Source organism: Rahnella sp. BCC 1045 (assembly GCF_019049615.1).
Lineage (GTDB): Bacteria > Pseudomonadota > Gammaproteobacteria > Enterobacterales > Enterobacteriaceae > Rahnella > Rahnella contaminans.
In genome coordinates this window covers 1-23,372 of the sequence record NZ_JAFMOZ010000140.1, presented here as the reverse complement: position 1 = coordinate 23,372, position 23,372 = coordinate 1, and the positions used below count along the sequence as shown (strand labels likewise).

The following is a 23,372-nucleotide window of genomic DNA, read 5'->3' as shown; positions in this document are numbered from 1 at the left end:
ACAAAAAAACATGCTACCCTGTTGCTGTGATAAGTACCACACAAGCACATCATTGAGGCCTTTGATGCACTTAGAACATGGCTGGATTGCCGGAGCCCGGCAGGTCGTTTCCCCTCATTTTGATCTCCGTCCTGACGACGAGATCCCTTCTTTGCTGGTCGTCCATAACATCAGCCTGCCACCCGGAAAGTTTGGTGGCCCTTACATTGATCAATTATTTACCGGTACGCTGGATCCGCAGGATGATCCTTACTTTGAAGGGATCCACCAGCTGCGCGTAGCGGCACATTGTCTGATCCGACGAAATGGCGAGATTGTTCAATATGTTCCGTTTGATAAACGCGCGTGGCATGCCGGTGTTTCCAGCTGGCGCGGGCGTGAGCGCTGCAATGATTTTTCGATTGGTATTGAGCTGGAAGGCACCGATTTTGTGCCCTTTACGCAGGCGCAGTATCGCAGCCTTGCTGACGTTACCGGCTTGTTAATTAAGCACTATCCGATTAGTCTGGACGCCATTACCGGGCACAGCGATATTGCGCCGGGGCGTAAAACAGATCCCGGCCCTGAGTTCGACTGGGCATTATATCGCAAGCTGTTGGCATCGCCGGTAGGGCAAAATGAGTCTTCTGACCAGTGAGTGAAAAGGCCGCCGGTTTTTTTTGTTTTAAGAATATGTAGAGAGAGTGATAGTCGATGACGTTATTTACTTTGCTGCTGGTGCTGGCTTGGGAGCGGTTGTTCAAACTGGGTGAACACTGGCAGCTGGATCATCGGTTTGAGTTCATTTTCCGTCGCGGGCGGCAGACTTCCTTAGTCAAAACGCTGGCGATTACGATTGTCTGGATGGCGATTATCTGGGCCATTTTGCGTGCCCTGCACGGGTTATTCTTTGGCGTGCCTTCCCTCGTTATCTGGGTGATTTTATGTCTGCTGTGTATCGGCGCAGGCATCAAACGCAAACATTACCGCGCCTATTTGAAATCTGCCCGTCAGGGAGATGCGGACGCCTGTAAAGAGATGGCGGAGGAGCTGGCGCTGATCCACGGTTTGCCGAGTGATTGCACGGAAGAAGCCCGTTTGCGAGAACTGCAAAACGCACTCTTGTGGATAAACTACCGTTATTATCTCGGACCGTTGTTCTGGTTTGTGGTCTGCGGGCCTTTCGGGCCTGTTGCATTAGGCGGATATGCCGTTCTCCGGGGTTATCAGACCTGGCTGGCGCGGCACATGACGCCGCTTAAACGTTCGCAGTCGGGCGTCGACAGCCTGTTGCATGTTCTTGACTGGATCCCTGTTCGTCTTGCCGGTGCGGCGTATGCGCTGCTCGGGCATGGTGAGAAAGCGTTACCGGCATGGTTTGCCTCGCTCGGCGATATTCATTCCTCGCAGTATCAGGTGCTGACACGGCTGGCGCAGTTCTCACTGGCGCGTGATCCGCATACCGATCCTGTACAAACTCCCCGTGCTGCGGTAAGTCTGGCACGTAAAGTGACGATGATTATTCTGGTGGTCGTTGCACTGCTGACGATTTACGGCACGCTGATTTAACGAAAATTCTATTCTACAGGTCGAATTAAAAAGCCCGGTACATTTTCATGTCCGGGCTTTTGGCTTTTTATCCGCGCTGCTTTTGTAAGGTCAGCGGGCGGTTATCGGCGGCGGGTTCGCCGAAATCTGGCATCCCGTTTTCATCCCAACGGAAGGTTTTGATGCGCGTATGCCGGTTCGGGTCATACAGCGGATCGCCTTCAATTTCCGTGTAGTTTCGTGCGTGATACACCAGCACATCTTCGCCCTGTTCGTTGCGGGTAAAGCTGTTGTGGCCGGGACCGAACTGTTTGTTCTGCGCCTGAGTGCTGAATACCGGATGCTGAGATTTATGCCAGTTAGCCGTGTCCATCAGATTGCTGTTGAGATCTGCCCAAAGCAGGCCAATGCAGTAATTTTCATCTGTGGCGCTGGCGGAATAAGTAATGAAAATTTTATCGCCATGCGTAACTACGGCGGGACCTTCGTTGACCCAGAAACCGATAATTTCCCAGTCCAGCTCCGGTTTGCTGAGCATGACGGGAGGTGATTTCAGTGTCCACGGATTTTCCATTTCAGCCAGATATAAGTTGGAATTTCCGCGAATTTCCGGGTCTTTCTGTGCCCACAGATAATAGCTTTTTCCCAGATGCTCAACGTGCGTGGCATCAAGCGAGAAGCTGTCGATCGGGGTCTGAATGCGGCCTTTCTCCTGCCATTTTCCTGTGAGAGAATCTGCCTCCTCACACACCAGCGCATACATCCTGTGCTGGAACAATCCGTCCACAATCTCCTGTGATGGCGCAGCGGCGAAATAAATAACCCATTTACCGTCGATGAAATGCAGTTCCGGCGCCCATATAAGCGCGCTCATCGGGCCGGTTTCAGGCTTATGCCAGACAACCGTGGCTGGCGCATCGGCAAGTCCGGTCAGTGTTGACGAGCGGCGGATCTCCAGCCGGTCATATTCCGGAACCGAGGCAATAAAGTAATACTGGCCATCGCGGTGCTGCCAGATATGAGGATCCGCGCGTTGTTCAATCAGCGGATTCGGGTAATTACTCATGTTTCAGCTCCTTGCTGTGAAGGGGGACAGAGGCAAGTTCTTGCGCCTGCTTTTCATCATGATATTCATTGAGTTCGCGATAGTTGCGACGGCGAATTTCCAGGTCAGCCTGAATTGTCCGCATGGTTTCGCGATCCACTTTCAGCAGGCGTACAACCCCTGCCGTAATGAGATAACCGACGCCGGGAATGACGGTAAACAGCAGAACAATCCCGTTGATTGCGTGATCACTTTGCTGCGTGGCTCCGGCATTGTAGCCATAAGCGGAGAGGAGGAAGCCGACCATCGCACCGGCGACTGCCAGTCCGCATTTGAGGAAGAACAGATTACCGGAGAAGCTTATGCCGGTGACGCGTTTACCGGTTTTCCATTCGCCGTAATCATCCACATCGGCCATCAGTGACCAGTGCAGCGGGGAAGGGAGCTGATGCATGATGTTCAGGATGAAGTACGCCACCAGAATCAGTGTTGTTGCATGGGGATCAAGGAAATAGAAGCCGCAGGAGAAAATGGTCAGGATGATGTTGGCCCAGAAGAAGACTTTCAGTTTGCAGTATTTGTCCGTCAGCGGTTTCGCCAGCGCGCTGCCAATCATCATGCCGACTACGCCGAGACTGATAAACATACTGGCGAATGACGTCGATTTTTCCATCACCCAGGTGACGTAATACATGGTGGCCGCCATGCGGATAAAGCCCGGACACACGTTACAGAAAGTCAGCAGCAGAATGCGAACCCACTGGTCGTTTTTCCACACGTCTTTCAGGTCAGATTTTAAGGCGTGTTTGGACGGTACGGCAGGCTGGATGCGTTCTTTCACAGAACTGAAGCAGAACAGGAACATAAACAGCGCGATGATCGCCATCACGCCCATCGACATCTGGTAGCCCTTAGCTTTGTCCGCGCCCCCGAAGAAATCGGCCATGGGCAAAAGGGTTGAAGACAAAATTAGCGTCGCGATACCGACCATAAAGAAGCGGTAAGACTGGCAGGCGACGCGTTCGTGCGGGTCGGCGGTAATCACGCCGCCCAATGAACAGTACGGAATATTGATGGCGGTATAAGTCAGCGACATCAGGAAATAGGTGATGAAAGCATAGATAACTTTGCTGTTGTAGCTCCATTCCGGTGTGGTAAACATCAGCACACTGAACAGAACGTAGGGCACCGATATCCATAATAAATACGGACGGAACCGGCCCCAGCGGGTGGTGGTGCGGTCAGCAATCGCTCCCATTATCGGGTCAGTGACGGCGTCGATAATACGCACCGACAACAGCAATACGCCGACCAGCGCCGGGGCAAGGCCGAAAACATCGGTATAAAAATAATTGAGAAACAACATGATGGCGCCGCCAATCATATTGCAGCCCGCATCTCCCATTCCGTACGCTACTTTTTCTTTGAACGACAGCGCGCCTTCCTTCATGGATGTTCTCCGGCTATTGGTTAAAAAGGTCAGTTGTTAAAAAACTGTTTGATAGCGTTGAGTATTGGCTGGAGAAGCGAAGAGGAGTCAGGAGGTAAGAGTCGTGAAGATGGACGATTTGGTCATCTGGGAAAAAGTGTGACCTGTATAACAAGACGCCCCGGTAAGTGACTTAGCCGGGGCGTCTGAGGATTTTAAATTATTACGATTGCTTAAGCGTTTACGGATTTCCCGCTTTGCTGATTCTTGATCCAGTAACCCACGCCCAGAACCACCAGCCAGACAGGGATCAGCCATACGGAGATAGCCATGCCAGGGGTGATCGCCATAATGACCAGAATCGCGGCCATGAACAGCAGACAGATGTAGTTACCGGCCGGGTACAGCAGCGCTTTGAACTTAGGTTCCACGCCTTCACGACGCTTCGCCTGACGGAATTTGATGTGCGCCAGGCTGATCATCGCCCAGTTGATGACGAGTGCAGAAACCACCAGCGCCATCAGCAAACCAAAGGCTTCGGCTGGCATCAGATAGTTGATCAGAACGCACAGTGCAGTAGTGACCGCAGAAACGAGGATAGAAGCCACAGGTACACCACGTTTGTCGACTTTCATCAGGGCTTTAGGGGCATTGCCTTGCTGTGCCAGACCAAACAACATGCGGCTGTTACAGTAAACGCAGCTGTTGTAGACCGAAAGTGCGGCTGTCAGGATCACCACGTTCAGGGCATTCGCAACCAGCGCATCACCCAGTTCATGGAAAATAAGGACAAACGGGCTGGTGTCCGGCCCGACGCGGGTCCACGGCATCAGGGAAAGCAGTACTGCCAGTGAGCCCACATAGAAAATCAGGATGCGGTAGATAACCTGATTGGTCGCTTTAGGAATGCTGACTTCAGGATTATCGGCTTCTGCCGCAGTAATCCCCACCAGCTCAAGGCCGCCGAAGGAGAACATGATGATCGCCATCATCATTACCAGCCCGGTCATACCATGCGGCAGGAATCCGCCTTGTTCCCACAGGTTACGTACGGTCGCCTGCGGACCGGCAGTGTCGCTGAACAGCAACCAGCCGCCGAACAGGATCATCGCCACAACCGCAACCACTTTGATGATTGCAAACCAGAATTCCATCTCACCGAAGACTTTAACATTGGTGAGGTTGATGGCGTTGATCAGTACGAAGAAGGCCGCAGCAGAAACCCAGGTAGGGATTTCCGGCCACCAGAATTGGATGTATTTACCGACCGCTGTCAGCTCTGCCATCGCCACCAGCACGTACAGCACCCAGTAGTTCCAGCCGGATGCAAACCCGGCAAATCCGCCCCAGTATTTATAGGCAAAATGGCTGAATGACCCGGCAACCGGCTCTTCAACGACCATCTCGCCTAACTGGCGCATAATTAAAAACGCAATAAAACCAGCGATTGCGTAGCCGAGAATAATCCCAGGGCCCGCAGACTGGATGACGGAGGCGCTGCCCAGAAACAGACCTGTCCCGACAGCCCCACCCAGCGCGATCAACTGAATATGCCGGTTTTTCAGGCCGCGCTTCAGCTCATCGCCTTGTTGTTGATCAACCATTTACCTGTCCTCTGTCATTGGGGCAAAACCCATAACATTCTGCGTGTTAGAAAGAATGTAAGGCGATAATTACACTTTTTGTATTTAATTATTTACGGCTGGATTGTGCCTAAAAAGCAGCATCATCTACCGTTCGGGCAAGAATAGTGGTATGCGCAAAAGTTTGCACGGGGTTTATGCTCCGTCTGCATAACAAATAGCCAAATTGACTGGAAATTTGTTCAGGATCTAAAAAATGTGATCTGACGCAGAGAAAAATCGAGAAATGATAAGAATTTGTTAAATTGTGCGAGGGCGACGCATTTACTGGGTCACCATATGGACACAAGGTGAATACTTTGTTACTTTACGGCCACGTTTTTTAAATTGGTATTACCAATTGACTCCGGCAACTTACAGAGTCGCTACTCGCAGAGAACAACACATATTATGGCTTACAGCAAAATCAGACAGCCTAAGTTATCCGATGTGATCGAGCAGCAACTTGAGTTCCTGATCCTCGAAGGCACCTTGAGACCCGGGGAAAAGCTTCCGCCAGAGCGCGAACTGGCCAAACAGTTTGATGTTTCGCGACCTTCTCTGCGAGAGGCTATCCAAAGCTTGGAAGGGAAGGGACTGCTCCTGCGCCGCCAGGGTGGTGGTACTTTCGTCCAAAGTAATCTGTGGCAAAGCGTGAGTGACCCGCTGGCTGAGTTACTGGCCGACCATCCTGAATCACAATTCGATCTCCTTGAAACACGCCATGCCCTTGAAGGGATTGCTGCGTATTACGCAGCGCTTCGTGGCACAGAAGAAGATTTGCAGCGCATTCGCGATTGTCATGTGGTCATTCAGACCGCACAAGACAGCGGAGACCTGGACGCAGAAGCCGACGCGGTGATGCAGTATCAGGTTGCTGTAACAGAAGCAGCGCATAATGTTGTGCTGTTGCATCTGGTTCGTTGTATGGGGCCGATGCTTGAGAAGAACGTTCGACAGAACTTTGAATTGCTTTACTCACGCCGGGAAATGCTGGCGACGGTAAGCAACCACCGCGCCAGTATTTTCGAGGCGATTGTTGCACGGGAACCAGAAATAGCACGTGCCGCATCTCACCGTCACCTGGCGTTCATTGAAGAAGTTTTGCTGGATCTCAGCAGGGAACACACCCGGCGGGATCGGTCTTTACGACGGCTCCAGCAACGAAAAGATGAAAGTTAACCTTCGGGGTTAATTTTGAGAGCCTTCATTTGAGGGCTCACGGCAACTACATGACGGGCCTGTCTTCGTGCGTTTTGTTCCGTATGAAGAGCTTTTTAAGCAAGAGCGCAGGAAGACAGGCTCCAGATAAACCAACGTATAAGATACAGATAAGGAAAAGCACCATGTCAGAACGTGTAAATAATGACGTGGATCCGATCGAAACTCGCGACTGGCTACAAGCGATCGAATCGGTCATCCGTGAAGAAGGTGTTGAACGTGCGCAGTTCCTGATCGATCAGGTTCTGAGTGAAGCGCGCAAGGGCGGCGTTAGCGTCGCTGCTGGTGCAGCCAGCCGTAACTACGTCAATACCATCGCTGTTGAAGACGAACCGCAATACCCGGGTAACCTGGAGCTGGAACGTAATATTCGTACCGCAATCCGCTGGAACGCCATCATGACCGTTCTGCGCGCTTCCAAGAAAGACCTGGAACTGGGCGGCCACATGGCTTCCTTCCAGTCTTCTGCGACCGTGTACGAAGTGTGTTTCAACCACTTCTTCCGCGCACGCAACGAGAACGACGGCGGCGATCTGGTGTACTTCCAGGGCCACATCTCTCCGGGCGTTTACGCGCGTGCTTTCCTTGAAGGCCGCCTGACCGAAGACCAGATGAATAATTTCCGTCAGGAAGTTCACGGAAAAGGTCTGTCTTCTTATCCGCACCCTAAACTGATGCCTGAATTCTGGCAGTTCCCGACCGTATCCATGGGTCTGGGTCCGATCGGTGCAATCTATCAGGCTAAATTCCTGAAGTACCTGGAACACCGCGGTCTGAAAGACACCTCCGCACAGCGCGTTTACGCGTTCCTGGGCGACGGTGAAATGGACGAGCCAGAATCCAAAGGTGCGATCACCATCGCGACCCGTGAGAAACTGGACAATCTGTGCTTCATCATCAACTGTAACCTGCAGCGCCTTGACGGCCCTGTCACCGGTAACGGCAAAATCATCAACGAACTGGACGGCATCTTTACAGGCGCTGGCTGGAACGTGATCAAAGTCATCTGGGGCAACCGCTGGGATGAACTGCTGCGTAAAGACACCAGCGGCAAACTGATCCAGCTGATGAACGAAACCGTGGATGGCGACTACCAGACCTTCAAGTCCCGTGACGGCAAATACGTTCGTGAGCACTTCTTTGGCAAATACCCTGAAACCGCTGCGCTGGTCAAAGACATGACCGACGACGAAATCTGGGCGCTGAACCGTGGTGGTCATGATCCGAAGAAAGTCTTCGCTGCACTGAATAAAGCACAGAACACCAAAGGCCAGCCTACCGTAATCCTTGCGCATACCATTAAAGGTTATGGCATGGGTGATGCGGCCGAAGGTAAAAACATTGCTCACCAGGTGAAGAAAATGAACATGGATGGCGTTCGCTATATCCGTGATCGTTTCAGCGTGCCGGTAACAGATGAAAATCTGGAAAAACTGCCGTACATCACTCTGGAAAAAGACTCTGCAGAATACAAATATCTGCATGAGCGTCGTGCTGCGCTGAAAGGCTACCTGCCGACTCGTCTGCCAAAATTCACTCAGAAGCTGGAAATGCCGAAACTGGAAGACTTCTCACAGCTGCTCGAAGAGCAGAAGAAAGAAATCTCTACCACTATCGCTTTCGTCCGTGCCCTGAACGTGATGCTGAAAAACGACTCCATTAAAGACCGTCTGGTTCCGATCATCGCCGACGAAGCGCGTACATTCGGTATGGAAGGTCTGTTCCGTCAGATTGGTATTTACAGCCCGAACGGCCAGCAATACACCCCGCAGGACCGTGAGCAGGTTGCATACTATAAAGAAGACGAGAAAGGTCAGATCCTGCAGGAAGGTATCAACGAACTGGGCGCCGCTTCTTCATGGCTTGCCGCAGCGACTTCTTACAGCACCAACGATCTGCCAATGATCCCGTTCTACATCTACTACTCCATGTTCGGTTTCCAGCGTATCGGCGACCTGTGCTGGGCAGCGGGTGACCAGCAGGCGCGTGGCTTCCTGATCGGCGGTACTTCAGGTCGTACTACCCTGAACGGCGAAGGTCTGCAGCACGAAGATGGCCACAGCCACATTCAGTCTCTGACTATCCCTAACTGCATTTCTTACGACCCGTCTTACGCTTACGAAGTCGCTGTCATCATGCATGACGGTCTGGTTCGTATGTACGGCGACGCGCAGGAAAACGTCTACTACTACATCACCACGCTGAACGAAAACTACCACATGCCAGCTATGCCGGAAGGCGCGGAAGAAGGCATCCGTAAGGGTATCTACAAGTTAGACACTCTGGAAGGCAGCAAAGGTAAAGTACAGCTTCTGGGCTCCGGTTCTATCCTGCGTCACGTTCGTGAAGCGGCTGAAATCCTGTCCAAAGACTACGGCGTAGGCTCTGACGTTTACAGCGTAACTTCCTTCACCGAACTGGCCCGTGACGGTCAGGACTGTGAGCGCTGGAACATGCTGCACCCGACCGAAACGCCACGCGTTCCGTACATTGCCCAGGTGATGAGCGACGCGCCAGCGGTTGCGTCTACCGACTACATGAAACTGTTTGCTGAACAGGTTCGTACTTACGTTCCGGCCAGCGATTATCGCGTTCTGGGTACGGATGGCTTCGGTCGTTCAGACAGCCGCGAAAACCTGCGTCACCACTTCGAAGTGGATGCTTCCTACGTTGTGGTTGCTGCGCTGGGTGAATTGGCTAAACGCGGCGAAATCGAAACTTCTGTAGTGGCTGAAGCCATTAAGAAATTCGATATCAATCCAGAAAAAGTTAACCCGCGTCTGGCATAAGAGGTAAAGACAGATGGCTATTGAAATTAACGTACCGGACATCGGTGCAGATGCAGTGGAAGTCACCGAAATCATGGTGAAGGTGGGCGATAAAGTCGAAGTTGAACAATCGCTGATCACCGTTGAAGGCGATAAAGCTTCTATGGAAGTGCCTTCTCCACAAGCAGGCGTGGTCAAAGAAATTAAAGTTGCGGTCGGCGATACCGTCGAAACCGGCAAACTGATCATGATCTTCGAAGCCGCTGACGGTGCTGCTGATGCAGCACCTGCGAAACAGGAAGCGAAAGCAGAAGACAAACCTGCTGCTGCCGCACCTGCTTCCAGCGAAAGCAAAGAAGTGAACGTGCCAGATATCGGTGGCGACGAAGTTGAAGTCACCGAGATCATGGTCAAAGTGGGCGACACCGTGTCAGCTGAACAATCGCTGATCACCGTAGAAGGCGACAAAGCTTCTATGGAAGTCCCTGCTCCGTTCGCGGGCAAAGTCAAAGAAATCAAAATCGCTACGGGCGACAAAGTCAGCACCGGTTCTCTGATCATGGTCTTCGAAGTTGCAGGCTCCGGTGCAGCAGCACCGGCAGCGGCAGAAGCCAAATCAGACGCGGCACCTGCTGCACCGGCTCAGTCCGGCAGCAAAGAAGTGAACGTGCCTGATATCGGTGGCGACGAAGTTGAAGTCACTGAAATCATGGTAAAAGTCGGCGACAAAATCAGTGCGGAACAATCACTGATCACCGTTGAAGGCGACAAAGCTTCAATGGAAGTCCCGGCTCCGTTCGCGGGTACCGTGAAAGAAATCAAAATCGCTGCGGGCGACAAAGTCAGCACCGGCTCTCTGATCATGGTCTTCGAAGTTGATGGCGCTGCGCCTGCTGCTCCGGCGGCTAAGAAAGAAGAAGCGGCTGCTCCTGCCAAACAGGAACAGAAAGCGGCGGCTCCGGCAGCAGCTAAAGCTGAAAGCAAAGGCGAATTTGCTGAGAACGACGCTTACGTTCACGCCACGCCGGTTATCCGCCGCCTGGCCCGTGAATTCGGCGTTAATCTGGCGAAAGTGAAAGGGACAGGCCGTAAAGGTCGCATCCTGCGCGAAGACGTTCAGACTTACGTGAAAGACGCGGTCAAACGCGCTGAAGCCGCTCCGGCTGCTGCCACTGGCGGCGGTATTCCGGGCATGCTGCCTTGGCCGAAAGTGGACTTCAGCAAGTTCGGCGAAATCGAAGAAGTGGAACTGGGCCGTATCCAGAAAATCTCCGGTGCAAACCTGAGCCGTAACTGGGTGATGATCCCGCACGTTACACACTTCGACAAAACCGATATCACTGAGCTGGAAGCGTTCCGTAAACAGCAAAATGACGAAGCAGCGAAACGCAAACTGGACGTGAAATTCACGCCAGTGGTCTTCATCATGAAAGCCGTTGCCGCAGCACTTGAGCAGATGCCACGTTTCAACAGTTCACTGTCTGAAGATGGTCAGAAACTGACGCTGAAAAAATACATCAACATCGGTGTGGCGGTAGATACGCCTAACGGCCTGGTTGTTCCTGTCTTCAAAGACGTGAACAAGAAAGGTATCGCTGAGCTGTCCCGTGAGCTGATGGCTATCTCCAAGAAAGCCCGTGACGGTAAGCTGACTGCTGGCGAAATGCAGGGCGGTTGCTTCACTATCTCCAGCCTCGGTGGTATCGGGACGACCCACTTCGCGCCAATCGTCAACGCGCCTGAAGTGGCCATCCTCGGTGTCTCCAAGTCTGCGATGGAACCGGTCTGGAACGGTAAAGAGTTCGTACCGCGTCTGATGATGCCAATGTCGCTCTCCTTCGACCACCGTGTGATTGACGGTGCCGATGGTGCGCGTTTCATCACCATCATCAATAACGTGTTGTCTGACATTCGCCGCCTGGTGATGTAAGCGAAAAGCCGGCCAAACGGCCGGCTTTTTTCTGATAATCTCTTCATGCTGTTTGAGATTTTCCGGGGCTAAGCACAAATCGTATGCCGTTTGTTGTTTCAAATTTGTTAACAATTTTGTAAACTGCGGGCGGATAGAACGACCCGGTGGATGATGGGCGTTGCAGCATAAAAATGACGTCTGACCCGCCGGAAATAAATTAAGAGGTCATGATGAGTACTGAAATTAAAACTCAGGTCGTGGTACTTGGGGCGGGCCCTGCAGGCTATTCTGCTGCTTTCCGTTGCGCTGATTTAGGTCTTGAGACCGTTCTGGTTGAACGTTATTCCACCCTGGGTGGCGTGTGCCTGAACGTTGGCTGTATCCCTTCTAAAGCTCTGCTGCACGTTGCTAAAGTTATTTCTGAAGCAAAAGCTCTGGCAGAACACGGTATTGTTTTCGGTGAGCCGAAAACCGATATCGATAAAGTGCGTCTCTGGAAAGAGAAAGTCATCAACCAGCTGACCGGTGGTCTGGCAGGTATGGCGAAAGGCCGTAAAGTCAAAGTCGTTAACGGCTTGGGCAAATTTACCGGTGCAAATACTCTGGTTGTTGAAGGCGAAAATGGTCCAACGACTATCACTTTCGACAATGCCATCATTGCGGCGGGTTCCCGTCCAATCAAACTGCCATTCATTCCTCATGATGACCCGCGCGTATGGGATTCCACCGACGCACTGGAACTGAAAACCGTCCCTGAGCGTCTGCTCGTTATGGGTGGCGGCATCATCGGTCTGGAAATGGGCACCGTTTACCACGCGCTGGGTTCTCAGATTGACGTGGTAGAAATGTTCGATCAGGTTATCCCTGCGGCTGATAAAGATGTGGTGAAAGTCTTCACCAAGAAAATCAGCAAGCAATTCAATCTGATGCTGGAAACCAAAGTGACTGCCGTAGAAGCCAAAGAAGATGGCATTTACGTCACCATGGAAGGCAAAAAAGCGCCAGCCGAACCACAGCGTTATGACGCTGTGCTGGTGGCAATCGGTCGCGTACCTAACGGTAAGCTGCTGGAAGCCGGCGCTGCGGGTATCGAAGTTGACGACCGTGGCTTCATCCACGTCGACAAACAAATGCGTACCAACGTGCCACACATCTTTGCTATCGGCGACATCGTCGGTCAGCCAATGCTGGCACACAAAGGTGTTCACGAAGGTCACGTGGCAGCCGAAGTTATCTCCGGTAAAAAACACTACTTCGATCCGAAAGTCATTCCGTCAATTGCCTACACTGAGCCAGAAGTTGCCTGGGTTGGCCTGACTGAGAAAGAAGCGAAAGAAAAAGGCATCAGCTACGAAACCGCCACCTTCCCGTGGGCAGCTTCTGGCCGTGCTATCGCTTCCGATTGTGCAGACGGTATGACCAAACTGATCTTCGACAAAGAATCTCACCGTGTTATCGGTGGTGCGATTGTCGGGACTAACGGCGGCGAGCTGCTGGGCGAAATTGGTCTGGCAATCGAAATGGGTTGTGATGCAGAAGATATCGCGCTGACCATCCATGCTCACCCGACTCTGCATGAGTCCGTGGGTCTGGCAGCAGAAATCTACGAAGGCAGCATTACCGACCTGCCAAACCCTAAAGCGAAAAAGAAATAATTCAGCTTTAACGGTTTGAGAACGGCACCGAAAGGTGCCGTTTTTTTATGTCTGAAAAACGGCGCCCGATATTTTGGAAAGCATCTCGCAAAGACTATTTCCGGGGGGTGTTTTTTGCGCGTTTTTTTGGCACTATGCAATCCCTCTGTAGCGCTTAATTGTTCCGATTCCCCCGGTGCCTGCTAACACTTTGGCAATACAAATTGACCGTTTTTTGAGACGGTTTTTTTGTGCCTTTTTTCTCCCTTTTCGACCATTTATTCCCTTGTGCCAATAAGGTTGTTGTGATGATCTAGAAGGCGAATTGGGATGAACAGCCGATCCGTCTGTGCTCAACGATTCAGCAAAGATTTAATGTTGCTTTTATGTGAACGAATTAACAAGCGGGCAAAATCCTGCTATGCTGCTTCGGCGCTAAAGGGCACTGTGCTCAGGTTCAGGACGTAAAGTTTCCGATCAAGAAACCCTCTTACCCGCAGTGTCCCCGATTCATCAGACAGCTTTAATCTCCCTGTCCCTACAGGCATGACGTGATGCTGATGATGGAAGCCAGGCATAATAAATGACAATGAGAGCGAGGAGAAAGTCGTGCTAGAAGAATACCGTAAGCACGTAGCCGAGCGTGCTGCAGAGGGCATCGTCCCTAAGCCACTTGATGCTTCACAGATGGCAGCGTTGGTTGAGTCCCTGAAAAATCCGCCAAAAGGCGAAGAAGAAACTCTGTTAGACCTGCTGATTAATCGTGTTCCGCCGGGCGTTGACGAAGCCGCCTATGTAAAAGCCGGATTCCTGGCTGCCGTCGCCAAAGGCGAAACTACCTCCCCGTTGGTCACTCCTGAAAAAGCCATTGAACTGTTAGGCACCATGCAAGGTGGCTACAACATTCATCCGCTGATCGACGCACTTGAAAACGAAACGCTGGCGCCAATTGCCGCCAAAGCGTTGTCCCATACGCTGCTGATGTTTGATAACTTCTACGATGTGGAAGAAAAAGCGCATGCAGGCAACGAACACGCTAAGAAGATTTTGCAGTCATGGGCTGATGCCGAATGGTATCTTTCACGCCCGCAGCTGGCTGAAAAAATCACCGTCACCGTCTTCAAGGTGACCGGTGAAACCAACACCGATGATTTGTCACCGGCTCCGGATGCCTGGTCCCGTCCAGATATTCCATTGCACGCGCTGGCAATGCTGAAAAACGAACGCGAAGGTATTCACCCGGATCAACCTGGCAGCGTCGGCCCGATCAAACAGATCGAAGAACTGAACAAAAAAGGCTTCCCGCTGGCCTATGTCGGTGACGTGGTCGGTACCGGCTCTTCCCGTAAATCTGCGACAAACTCTGTGCTGTGGTTCATGGGCGACGATATCCCTCATGTGCCGAACAAGCGCGGCGGCGGCGTAGTGCTGGGCGGCAAAATTGCGCCAATCTTCTTTAACACCATGGAAGATGCCGGTGCGTTGCCGATTGAAGTGGATGTTTCTAACCTCAATATGGGCGATGTGATCGACATCTATCCGTACAAAGGTGAAGTCCGTAACCACGAAACCGGTCAGGTGATTGCCACTTTCGAACTGAAAACTGACGTTCTGCTGGACGAAGTTCGCGCCGGGGGCCGTATTCCGCTGATCATCGGACGTGGTTTAACCACCAAAGCCCGTGAATCGCTGAAACTGCCTCAGAGCGAAGTATTCCGCATCGCGAAACCGGTTGCTAAGAGCAACAGAGGCTTCTCGCTGGCGCAGAAAATGGTGGGGCGCGCCTGTGGCGTTGCCGGTATTCGTCCAAACGAATATTGCGAACCAAAAATGACGTCTGTGGGTTCTCAGGATACCACCGGCCCGATGACCCGTGACGAGCTGAAAGACCTGGCGTGCCTGGGTTTCTCGGCTGATTTAGTGATGCAGTCATTCTGTCATACCGCCGCGTATCCTAAGCCGGTTGACGTGACCACGCACCACACGCTGCCGGACTTCATTATGAACCGCGGCGGTGTTTCCCTGCGTCCAGGTGACGGTATCATCCACTCATGGCTGAACCGAATGCTGCTGCCGGACACTGTCGGTACCGGCGGTGACTCCCATACCCGCTTCCCAATCGGGATTTCGTTCCCTGCGGGCTCCGGTCTGGTGGCGTTTGCCGCAGCGACCGGCGTAATGCCGCTGGATATGCCAGAATCCGTTCTGGTGCGTTTCAAAGGTGAAATGCAGCCGGGTATCACCTTGCGTGATCTGGTTCATGCCATCCCTTACTACGCCATCAAAGAAGGTCATCTGACCGTTGAGAAGAAGGGTAAGAAAAACCTCTTCTCTGGCCGTATTCTGGAAATCGAAGGCTTGCCGGAACTGAAAGTTGAACAGGCATTTGAACTGGCGGATGCGTCCGCAGAACGTTCAGCGGCCGGTTGTACGATCAAACTGGATCAGGCGCCAATCAAAGAATACCTGAGCTCTAACATCGTGCTGCTGAAGTGGATGATCTCTGAAGGTTACGGCGATCGTCGTACCATTGAGCGCCGCATTAAAGGCATGGAAGAGTGGCTGGCGAATCCAAGCCTGCTCGAAGCCGATGCGGATGCGGAATACGCAGCGATCATCGAAATCGATCTGGCGGATATCAAAGAGCCAATTCTTTGTGCGCCGAACGATCCGGATGACGCACGTCTGCTCTCTTCCGTACAAAACAGCAAAATCGATGAAGTATTCATCGGTTCGTGCATGACCAACATCGGTCACTTCCGTGCCGCAGGTAAACTGCTCGACAGCCATAAAGGCGCGTTGCCAACCCGTCTGTGGGTTGCTCCTCCGACCAAGATGGACGCCGCGCAGCTGACAGAAGAAGGCTATTACAGCGTCTTTGGTAAGAGCGGTGCGCGTGTTGAAATTCCGGGCTGTTCACTGTGTATGGGTAACCAGGCGCGAGTAGCCGACGGTTCGACCGTGGTTTCCACTTCAACGCGTAACTTCCCGAACCGTCTGGGCAACGGCGCCAATGTTTATCTCGCTTCCGCTGAACTGGCGGCTATCGCGTCTTTGCTGGGGCGCCTGCCAACGCCGGAAGAATATCTCGGCTATATGGCTGAAGTCGATAAGACGGCGGTGGATACTTACCGTTATCTGAACTTCGATAAACTGAGTGAATATACCGATAAAGCTGACGGTGTGATTTTCCAGACCGCAGTCTGACTAGTAAACATTCACTACACTAATTTAAGGGAGGCTTATGCCTCCCTTTTTTTATGAATCCATTTTGTTATATTAAATGGGTTGCTATATTAATAATTTCAATTGCACATTGATTTTAATAATGTTTCTGTTTTACTAAAGTATTCATTAAGTAGTAACAAAATATTTTATCGTTTAAATTTAGTTCCCCGCGAACTATAGCTGCAGTCTGCAATTTATTTCGCTTTCATCGAAAACTATAAAGTGAAATAAACAATGCGCGCCTCAAAAATAATTTGCTTTTTACAAATCGGTGTTCAGTTTTTTTATTCTTCTCTATGCGTGTATGCCTTTTCTTTTGAAGCCGTTGCTGAAACCAATCCCTCTGTAGTCGCCGGGCAAATGCCGGGTGAAAAATTACCCTCTGGCAATAATACCGGCACGCCTTCTGCCTCCGGTGTGACTCCCGACAGCGAACAGGATGCCTCGCTGGCGGGGCTTGCCGCTCAGTCTGGTGCGTTGCTTTCCGGTGAGTCGTCAGGCGATGCCTTGAAAGGTATGGTGGCTTCGGGGGCTGCTGGCAAGGCGGCGCAAAGCGTTGAGTCCTGGCTGAATCAATTTGGCACAGCACGCGTAAAAGTTTCAGCAGATAATAATTTCTCTCTGGAAGAGGTGGAATTAGACATTCTGTTACCGATATACGACGACAAAACTAACCTGTTATTTACTCAGCTGGGCGGCCGCCGCGCGGACGATCGAGATATTATCAATGCGGGTGTGGGGTATCGTCATTTCAATGAGCGCTGGATGTGGGGCGCAAATACATTCTATGACCGTCAGTTATCGCAAAATCATCATCAGCGTATGGGCGTTGGCGGCGAATTAGGTTGGGATTATTTAAAAATATCCGCCAATGGTTACCTGCGTCTCACGGAATGGATGGCATCAGAGCGCTTTCAGGATTATGACGAGCGCGCGGCCAATGGATTTGATATCCGCACTGAAGGTTATTTACCTGCGTGGCCACAGCTTGGCGCAAGCGTGATATTTGAGAAGTACTACGGCGATAACGTTGATCTGTTTAACGATGAAGATAACCGTCAGAAAGACCCTTATGCGGTCACTGTCGGTCTGAACTACACGCCGTTTACGCTCATGACGGCAGGCGTTAGCCAGAAAATAGGCAAAGGCGATACGCAGGATACTCAGTTTAACCTGAGTTTCAGTTATGCACCGGGCGTCAGTCTCGACAAGCAGCTGGATGCGTCACAGGTGGCGGTGAAGCGCTCGCTGCTCGGTAGTCGTATGGATCTGGTCAACCGTAACAACACGATTGTGCTGGATTATCGCAAACAGGATCTGATTTCGCTGGGTTTACCCGCCAGAATAGAAGGCGCAGAAAGCGCCAGCTTCCCGATTTCTGTTGTGGTTAACAGCAAGTACGGACTGGATCGTATTGACTGGCAGGCGGATGAACTCCTGCAACACGGCGGTAAAATTACCGAAGATAAACACTCTGGCCAGTACAGCATCACGTTGCCAAATTATCAGTACGGCGGGGTGAACAATCATTACATCGTCAGAGGTAAAGCCTTTGACGCCAAAGGCAACGGCTCGAACAATAGCGAAATGGAAGTCTACGTGACAGGCTATGACGCGGCGACATGGCTGTCTTCCACCACGGTCAGCCCCGATACGTTACTGGCCGATGGCATCAGCACCTCCACAGTGACACTGCGTATTACCGGCGCCGATCAGTTACCGGTGACCGCCATTGCTCCGCAACTGGCGGCTACTGTGAAGTTAACACCGGCCACCAGTGCCGGCACAGCGTCCCAAACTGCAGTGAAAAACCCCCTTATTTCTAACTTCAGCGAATCAGCGCCCGGCGTTTATATCGCGACCTTTACCAGCGGCAATGTCGCGGGGACTGCTGATATAACCCCGATGGTCAGCGGTAAAAATGCCCTGCAAACCGCGCAAATAGTGCTGCAAAATGCGCAGGTCTGGCCTTCGTTGAGTTCGCTGAACGCATCGAAAACCCTGGCGCTGGCAAATGGCACCGATACGGTCACCCTGACGGCTGAAGTGCTGACGGCAGAAGGCTTGCCAGATCAGGGCGTCACTGTCTCCTGGAAAGCGGATAATGCCGCCATCGGGCTGTCAGCGCCACAAAGTACGACCGATGAAAAGGGTATGGCGACAGTGACGGTCAGCAGTCTGAACGTTGTGGATACACGGGTCAGCGCGACGATCGAGGGAGGGAGTGTACTGCAAAGTGAACCGCTCAGCTTTGGCGCCGATGCTTCCACTGCGCAGGTGATGAACCTGAACGCGGACAAAATGCAGGCAACGGCAAATAATGCCGATAAAGTCACGCTGATCGCGAGTGTGGTGAATGCCCAAAATCAGCCGCTGCAAGGCGCAACCGTTGACTGGAAAGTGGAGCAGGGGAGTGCAACGCTGAGTGCGCTGCAAGGTTCGACGGACGAACTGGGGAACGCGCAAATCACGCTGGCTTCACAGGTGGCGGGTGACGTGAAAGTCTCTGCCCGCGCCGGAACAACAGAAGCCAAAATGACCGACCTCATCTCATTTACTGCCGACAGTGCCAGCATGAATATTACCGGGCTTGAGCAGGACAAAACGCAGGCGCTGGCTAACGGCACCGACGCCGTCACCTACACCCTGACGGTGACTGATGCTAACGGCAACAAAGTACAGAATGCACCGGTCAGCTGGAGCAGCGATCAGCCCACTGCGCAGCTTTCCGCCAGCACCGTCAACACCGATGCACAGGGGCAGGCGCAGGTGAGTGTCTCGACTATTCATGCCGGCGACGTGGTTATTTCGGCGCAACTGCCGGGCGGCACCGCCAGCATCGCGCCCGCAGCGTCATTTAATGCGGATGTGAGTACGGCGCAGTTTAGCGCGATGTCTGCTGATAAAACTCAGGCAGTGGCAAATGGCACCGATGTTATCACCCTGAGTTCAACGTTAACGGACGCTAACGGTAATCCGCTGGCGGATGCTGATATCGACTGGCTGGCGAGCCCGACCGGCGGTACGACGTCAGCCAGCAGTACTAAAACCAATGCGCAAGGTGTAAGCACTATCCGGTTAACCTCTTCAGAGGTCACGGATTACACCGTGAAAGCGTCGTTTAACGCCGCCAGTATAACGTCCTCAACCTTGTCATTTACGGCAGACGTAGCCAGCGCGACGATAAGTTCGCTGGTCGCGGACAAAACTGCGTCCGTAGTGGCGGGTAAAGACACGGTCGGCCTGACCGCAACGGTGCTGGATGCTAATAATCATCCGGTTCAGGGGGCTGCGGTCACCTGGAGCAGTGACAATGCGGCAGGTGTTTTAACGCCGGTATCCGGAGTGACGGATGTCAACGGCGTAGCGACGGCTACGCTGATCTCAACACTGGCGCAAAATACCGTTGTGACCGCCAGCACCGGCAGCAGTCAGAAAACATTGCCGGTAGATATAGTGGCTGATGCCAATACCGCGCAGCTGACCCTTGCCTCTGATAAAACTCAGGCGCTGGCAAATGGCACGGATGTTATCTCCTGGACGGCAACGGTTAAAGATGCCAACAACAACCCGGTGAATGCGGTCAGCGTAGACTGGAGTGGCAATAATCCGAACGTGATTCTGGCGGGCAGTAATACGCAAACTACGCAGGCGGGCACGACAACAGTGACAGGCACTTCGCTCAAAGCCGGTACGGCGATTGTGACAGCAACGCTCAGCCAGCAGCAGCAAACCGCAAGTGCAGGTGAGGTGAGCTATATTGCCGACCTCAGCACGGCGGAAATTGCCACACTGACGCTGGACCGGCCGGTTGTTTCCAATAACGGCAACGACGTGACGACATTTACTGCCACGGTGAAGGATGCAACGGGTAATCCGATCCCCAATGTGACAGTTAACTGGGCAACTACGCGCAATACACTGGGACAAAGCACCAGCGTGGCCAACGCGTCCGGCGTAGCCACTATGACGATTTCGGGTACCGAAGAAGGGGATGCGACGGTAACAGCCACGTACGGCACAAGTTCTAAATCGGCGATAACGACATTCATCGGTTCATTTAATGTGGACTGGGCAGTCAGCGGCGCTTCCGGTAAATATACGACCCCGTTATTTACGGCTTACAATGAGTTAGGTTTTATCGCGGTGTCGCCGACTACCGGCCCATCGTCTCTGGTGTGGTCTGGCGCGGCAAATACAAATTCGCCGCTGACAACGCCGCTGACTGACCAACACGGAAACGAGGTGGTCGTCACCTTTGGTGGCATGCGGCAGTCTTATTGTACGACTCGTACGTTCAACTCAGCTGTCTCTTGTGACGCTGGGCCGGGTACTCACGCTATATTGAACTATTCATCAGCGGACAATCCGGGCCTGCCTGCCGGTGTTTATCGGGGTGTCATCCGCTTTGCGGGGGTAAACTGGTTAAGCACGAAGCCATCCTTCTCCTATGAAGTCAGCGTCAGCCTGACCGTGGATTAATCTTCTCCGGGGTTCAGAAACTGGAAAGGCGGAAGAAATTCCGCCTTTTTTATTGGTATCATGCAGCAGGTATGAGTGGCTTTTGATGATATTTGAGGACGGCATGATGGATTACGATTTTCTGCGCGATATTACCGGTGAGGTCAAAGTGCGCTTTTCTATGGGCCACGAAGTGCTTGGTCACTGGCTGAATGAAGAAGTGAAGGGCGATCTGACGGTGCTGGATGCTGTCGAAGCTGAGCTGGCCGCGCTCCAAGGCAGCGAACGGCAGACCCAGCGCGTCGGCCACGAATATACGTTGCTGCTGGCCGATGACGAAGTGATGATCCGCGCCAACCAGCTGGATTTCGACGGCGATGAGATTGAAGAGGGCATGAGCTACTACGACGAAGAGAGTCTGGCGTTTTGCGGCGTCGAGGACTTTCTGCAAGTCCTCGCCAAATACCGTGCTTTCGTCACGACTTATCGGTAAAACTTACTTTCCCCGTGAGGCGGTCCAGCAAAGCAGCGAACCTCCGACCACCATCAGCACGCCCGGCCAGAAACTCGCGCCCGGCAACGTGTGCAGCCACAATCCGGCAATCAGAATCGAAGAGAGCGGTGTGAAGTACGACAGCGCCGCGACCAGTGTCGCATTGCCTTTTTTCATCGCCAGATCCCAGCACTGATAAGATATTGCCGTCACCGCGCCCATCGCCAGCAACTCCAGAATGGCCGGTAGCGTCAGGCTAATGCGATTCGAAGAATACGTGAAGTACAGCGCCCACAGCACCGCACCGGTCGCCAGCAGAAACAGCGGTAGCACGCCTTTACCCTTGCATAAAACGCGGACCAGATTGGAATACAGCGCCCAGGAAACGGCGGCACCCAGCGCCAGACTGTAGGCCACCGGATTACCGCGCACGTTGCGCATCAGCTGATGAATATCCAGCCCGTGGCCGCCGCTGATCGCCCACAGCACGCCGGTAAAAGCCAGTACGACACCCGGCCAGATCCACCAGCGCACCCGCAGTTTTAATAACGGAACGGCAAAAAGCAGCGTCAGGCTCGGCCAGAGATAATTAATCAGCCCGAGTTCCAGCGTCTGCTGGCGGGTATGTGCCAGACCAATCGCCAGTGAAAACGCCACCATATAAAAGATAAACAGCAGGCCGCAGACAATCAGATATGACGCAGATTCTCCGCGCAGCGACGGTCTTCCGCCCGCCATCCAGACCATAATCCCGCTGACGGTATAAATTGATGCGGCGGCGCCAAAAGGCCCCAGCGATTCAGACAGACTGCGGGTGAGCGCCACGCTCATGCTCCACAGCAAAATGGCAAGAACGCCAAACAGCGTTGCGAAACGATCCATCGGAAAGGTAAGCCTCAGAAGAAGAAGGCTTTAAAGATAAGCGATTGTTGCGTTGGTGGAAACCGCAACAATCGACTTAACAGGCTCTTTAGGAGAATGCATTAAAAGTAGAAACCGACTTCGAGGCCGAGTGTGGACGTGGTGGTCGCAGGCTGGTAATAACCCACGGTACTTCCGTTCAGGTCACCCTGTTTTTCGTCCGATTTACCGTATTTCTGATGCACGTAGCTGGCTTTCACAAAGACGTCGTCGTTGATATTCCAGGTCAGACTGGTGAATGGCGAGAGCTTAGATTTCGGCTCCAGCCAGACTGAACCCTGATTACTGTGTGTCCAGGTTTTAATCGGATACAATGCCCCGCCTTCCAGACTCAGACGGGAATCGGCGGTCATCTGCCAGTTCGCGCCCAGTGATGCTTTGGCATAAGGCTGCATAGACACTTCCACGGCGGTGTACTGGCGCGTTCTGTCCTGTGAAGCGATATAGACATCGTCAGAGCGGATATTTCGCAACCATGCCTGGCCGCCGAGTGCGCCTTTCACATCAAAAGACACACTCTCTGATGCCCGGTAACGATAGCCACGCGTCATATCCGCACTGTAGCCGGTGTAATAGGTTTTGCCTTTCAGCGATCCGTTCGGCACATTGGCCTGATCGTCCAGCGTGCTGCCTTTATAGCGGACGATCCCGAACATCACGCTCATATCCCAGGCTTTTAATAAGCCGCTTTGGGTATCGAGATAATTATTGGATCCGAAATTAACACGCAGGCGCGGGCCGTGTTCAGCAACATATTTACCGTCCATATTATCGACGGATTCGTCCCACTTATAATATTCAGCACCATAACTGACGTAGTGCCGCATCCCTTCAGTATTATTGCTTAACAAACTTTCCCCGGCCCGGGAAACCCCGGAAACCAATAAAGAACTCGTGACCAGCAGGCTGGATACGGTCTTTAATTTACTCATTGTCATTTTTTATTTCTGCTTTCTGGTGGATGGAGCTGGTTGCTTAGTAAGCAATAGGGGGATGCTAATAAACGGAGGGGTATAGATAAAGGAATTTATCGAATTTTAAGAAAATAGTGATCTTTTGATCTGCGGTAAGTTAAATTAATGGCGATATATAAGTTTGATTTGATTTATAG

Annotated in this window: 14 protein-coding genes; 9 read left to right on the top strand and 5 right to left on the bottom strand. The window is 52.4% G+C overall.

The annotated features are described in order from the left end of the window. Window positions 1-64 precede the first annotated feature (64 nt). Window positions 65-637, top strand: coding sequence for a 1,6-anhydro-N-acetylmuramyl-L-alanine amidase AmpD (ampD, locus tag J1782_RS20880; protein WP_152325112.1), 573 nt, complete (start codon window positions 65-67; stop codon window positions 635-637). Window positions 638-693: 56 nt separating this feature from the next. Next, the gene (gene ampE / locus J1782_RS20875; RefSeq protein WP_152325111.1) at window positions 694-1,548 is read left to right on the top strand and encodes a beta-lactamase regulator AmpE; all 855 of its coding nucleotides are present in this window, start codon (window positions 694-696) and stop codon (window positions 1,546-1,548) included. Between the two features lie 67 nt (window positions 1,549-1,615). Here ampE and J1782_RS20870 read toward each other — a convergent pair whose 3' ends face one another. The 3 genes from J1782_RS20870 to aroP all read right to left on the bottom strand — a co-directional run bounded on the left by J1782_RS20870 (window position 1,616) and on the right by aroP (window position 5,605). Continuing rightward, a complete protein-coding gene (locus tag J1782_RS20870; RefSeq protein ID WP_217153843.1) occupies window positions 1,616-2,593 on the bottom strand; it encodes a family 43 glycosylhydrolase in 978 nt (325 codons plus the stop codon). Further along, window positions 2,586-4,022 carry an MFS transporter gene (locus tag J1782_RS20865; RefSeq protein WP_152325109.1) on the bottom strand — a complete coding sequence of 479 codons (1,437 nt, stop codon included), beginning with the start codon at window positions 4,020-4,022 and terminating at the stop codon, window positions 2,586-2,588. Before J1782_RS20865 ends, J1782_RS20870 begins: the two co-directional genes overlap by 8 nt. A gap of 212 nt (window positions 4,023-4,234) precedes the next feature. Further along, the gene (gene aroP / locus J1782_RS20860; protein WP_165059021.1) at window positions 4,235-5,605 is read right to left on the bottom strand and encodes an aromatic amino acid transporter AroP; all 1,371 of its coding nucleotides are present in this window, start codon (window positions 5,603-5,605) and stop codon (window positions 4,235-4,237) included. 429 nt (window positions 5,606-6,034) lie between these two features. Between aroP and pdhR the strand changes: the two genes are divergently transcribed. The 7 genes from pdhR (at window position 6,035) to yacL (ending at window position 21,340) form a co-directional block, all read left to right on the top strand. Continuing rightward, a complete protein-coding gene (gene pdhR, locus J1782_RS20855; RefSeq protein WP_013576986.1) occupies window positions 6,035-6,805 on the top strand; it encodes a pyruvate dehydrogenase complex transcriptional repressor PdhR in 771 nt (256 codons plus the stop codon). A 164-nt stretch (window positions 6,806-6,969) separates the two neighbouring features. Continuing rightward, on the top strand, window positions 6,970-9,633 hold the full coding sequence (gene aceE / locus J1782_RS20850; protein WP_217153842.1) for a pyruvate dehydrogenase (acetyl-transferring), homodimeric type: 2,664 nt from the start codon (window positions 6,970-6,972) through the stop codon (window positions 9,631-9,633). A 13-nt stretch (window positions 9,634-9,646) separates the two neighbouring features. Continuing rightward, window positions 9,647-11,542, top strand: coding sequence for a pyruvate dehydrogenase complex dihydrolipoyllysine-residue acetyltransferase (aceF, locus tag J1782_RS20845; RefSeq protein WP_217153841.1), 1,896 nt, complete (start codon window positions 9,647-9,649; stop codon window positions 11,540-11,542). 212 nt (window positions 11,543-11,754) lie between these two features. Continuing rightward, window positions 11,755-13,179, top strand: coding sequence for a dihydrolipoyl dehydrogenase (gene lpdA, locus J1782_RS20840; RefSeq protein WP_165059027.1), 1,425 nt, complete (start codon window positions 11,755-11,757; stop codon window positions 13,177-13,179). 588 nt (window positions 13,180-13,767) lie between these two features. Further along, entirely contained in the window at window positions 13,768-16,365 is a 2,598-nt protein-coding gene (gene acnB, locus J1782_RS20835) for a bifunctional aconitate hydratase 2/2-methylisocitrate dehydratase (protein WP_152325104.1), read from the top strand. A gap of 381 nt (window positions 16,366-16,746) precedes the next feature. Beyond that, entirely contained in the window at window positions 16,747-20,868 is a 4,122-nt protein-coding gene (locus J1782_RS20830; RefSeq protein WP_217153840.1) for an Ig-like domain-containing protein, read from the top strand. Between the two features lie 106 nt (window positions 20,869-20,974). Further along, the gene (yacL, locus tag J1782_RS20825) at window positions 20,975-21,340 is read left to right on the top strand and encodes a protein YacL (protein WP_217153877.1); all 366 of its coding nucleotides are present in this window, start codon (window positions 20,975-20,977) and stop codon (window positions 21,338-21,340) included. Between the two features lie 3 nt (window positions 21,341-21,343). On the opposite strand, the gene yddG is transcribed toward yacL, so the two are convergent. Together yddG and J1782_RS20815 are read right to left on the bottom strand one after the other, a co-directional pair. After that, window positions 21,344-22,222 (bottom strand): aromatic amino acid DMT transporter YddG, encoded by an 879-nt coding sequence (gene yddG / locus J1782_RS20820; protein ID WP_152325102.1) that lies wholly within the window; start codon window positions 22,220-22,222, stop codon window positions 21,344-21,346. A gap of 101 nt (window positions 22,223-22,323) precedes the next feature. Further along, entirely contained in the window at window positions 22,324-23,193 is an 870-nt protein-coding gene (locus J1782_RS20815; RefSeq protein ID WP_254303132.1) for a hypothetical protein, read from the bottom strand. Window positions 23,194-23,372: the final 179 nt, after the last annotated feature.

Excerpts from the sequence above, each read along its gene's own strand:
- ampE (WP_152325111.1), top strand. The coding sequence starts at position 694 with ATGACGTTATTTACTTTGCTGCTGGTGCTGGCTTGGGAGCGGTTGTTC.
- aroP (WP_165059021.1), bottom strand. The coding sequence starts at position 5,605 with ATGGTTGATCAACAACAAGGCGATGAGCTGAAGCGCGGCCTGAAAAAC.
- J1782_RS20830 (WP_217153840.1), top strand. The coding sequence starts at position 16,747 with ATGCCGGGTGAAAAATTACCCTCTGGCAATAATACCGGCACGCCTTCT.
- yddG (WP_152325102.1), bottom strand. The coding sequence starts at position 22,222 with ATGGATCGTTTCGCAACGCTGTTTGGCGTTCTTGCCATTTTGCTGTGG.
- pdhR (WP_013576986.1), top strand. The coding sequence starts at position 6,035 with ATGGCTTACAGCAAAATCAGACAGCCTAAGTTATCCGATGTGATCGAG.
- aceE (WP_217153842.1), top strand. The coding sequence starts at position 6,970 with ATGTCAGAACGTGTAAATAATGACGTGGATCCGATCGAAACTCGCGAC.
- J1782_RS20865 (WP_152325109.1), bottom strand. The coding sequence starts at position 4,022 with ATGAAGGAAGGCGCGCTGTCGTTCAAAGAAAAAGTAGCGTACGGAATG.
- J1782_RS20815 (WP_254303132.1), bottom strand. The coding sequence starts at position 23,193 with ATGAGTAAATTAAAGACCGTATCCAGCCTGCTGGTCACGAGTTCTTTA.
- ampD (WP_152325112.1), top strand. The coding sequence starts at position 65 with ATGCACTTAGAACATGGCTGGATTGCCGGAGCCCGGCAGGTCGTTTCC.
- yacL (WP_217153877.1), top strand. The coding sequence starts at position 20,975 with ATGGATTACGATTTTCTGCGCGATATTACCGGTGAGGTCAAAGTGCGC.
- aceF (WP_217153841.1), top strand. The coding sequence starts at position 9,647 with ATGGCTATTGAAATTAACGTACCGGACATCGGTGCAGATGCAGTGGAA.
- J1782_RS20870 (WP_217153843.1), bottom strand. The coding sequence starts at position 2,593 with ATGAGTAATTACCCGAATCCGCTGATTGAACAACGCGCGGATCCTCAT.
- lpdA (WP_165059027.1), top strand. The coding sequence starts at position 11,755 with ATGAGTACTGAAATTAAAACTCAGGTCGTGGTACTTGGGGCGGGCCCT.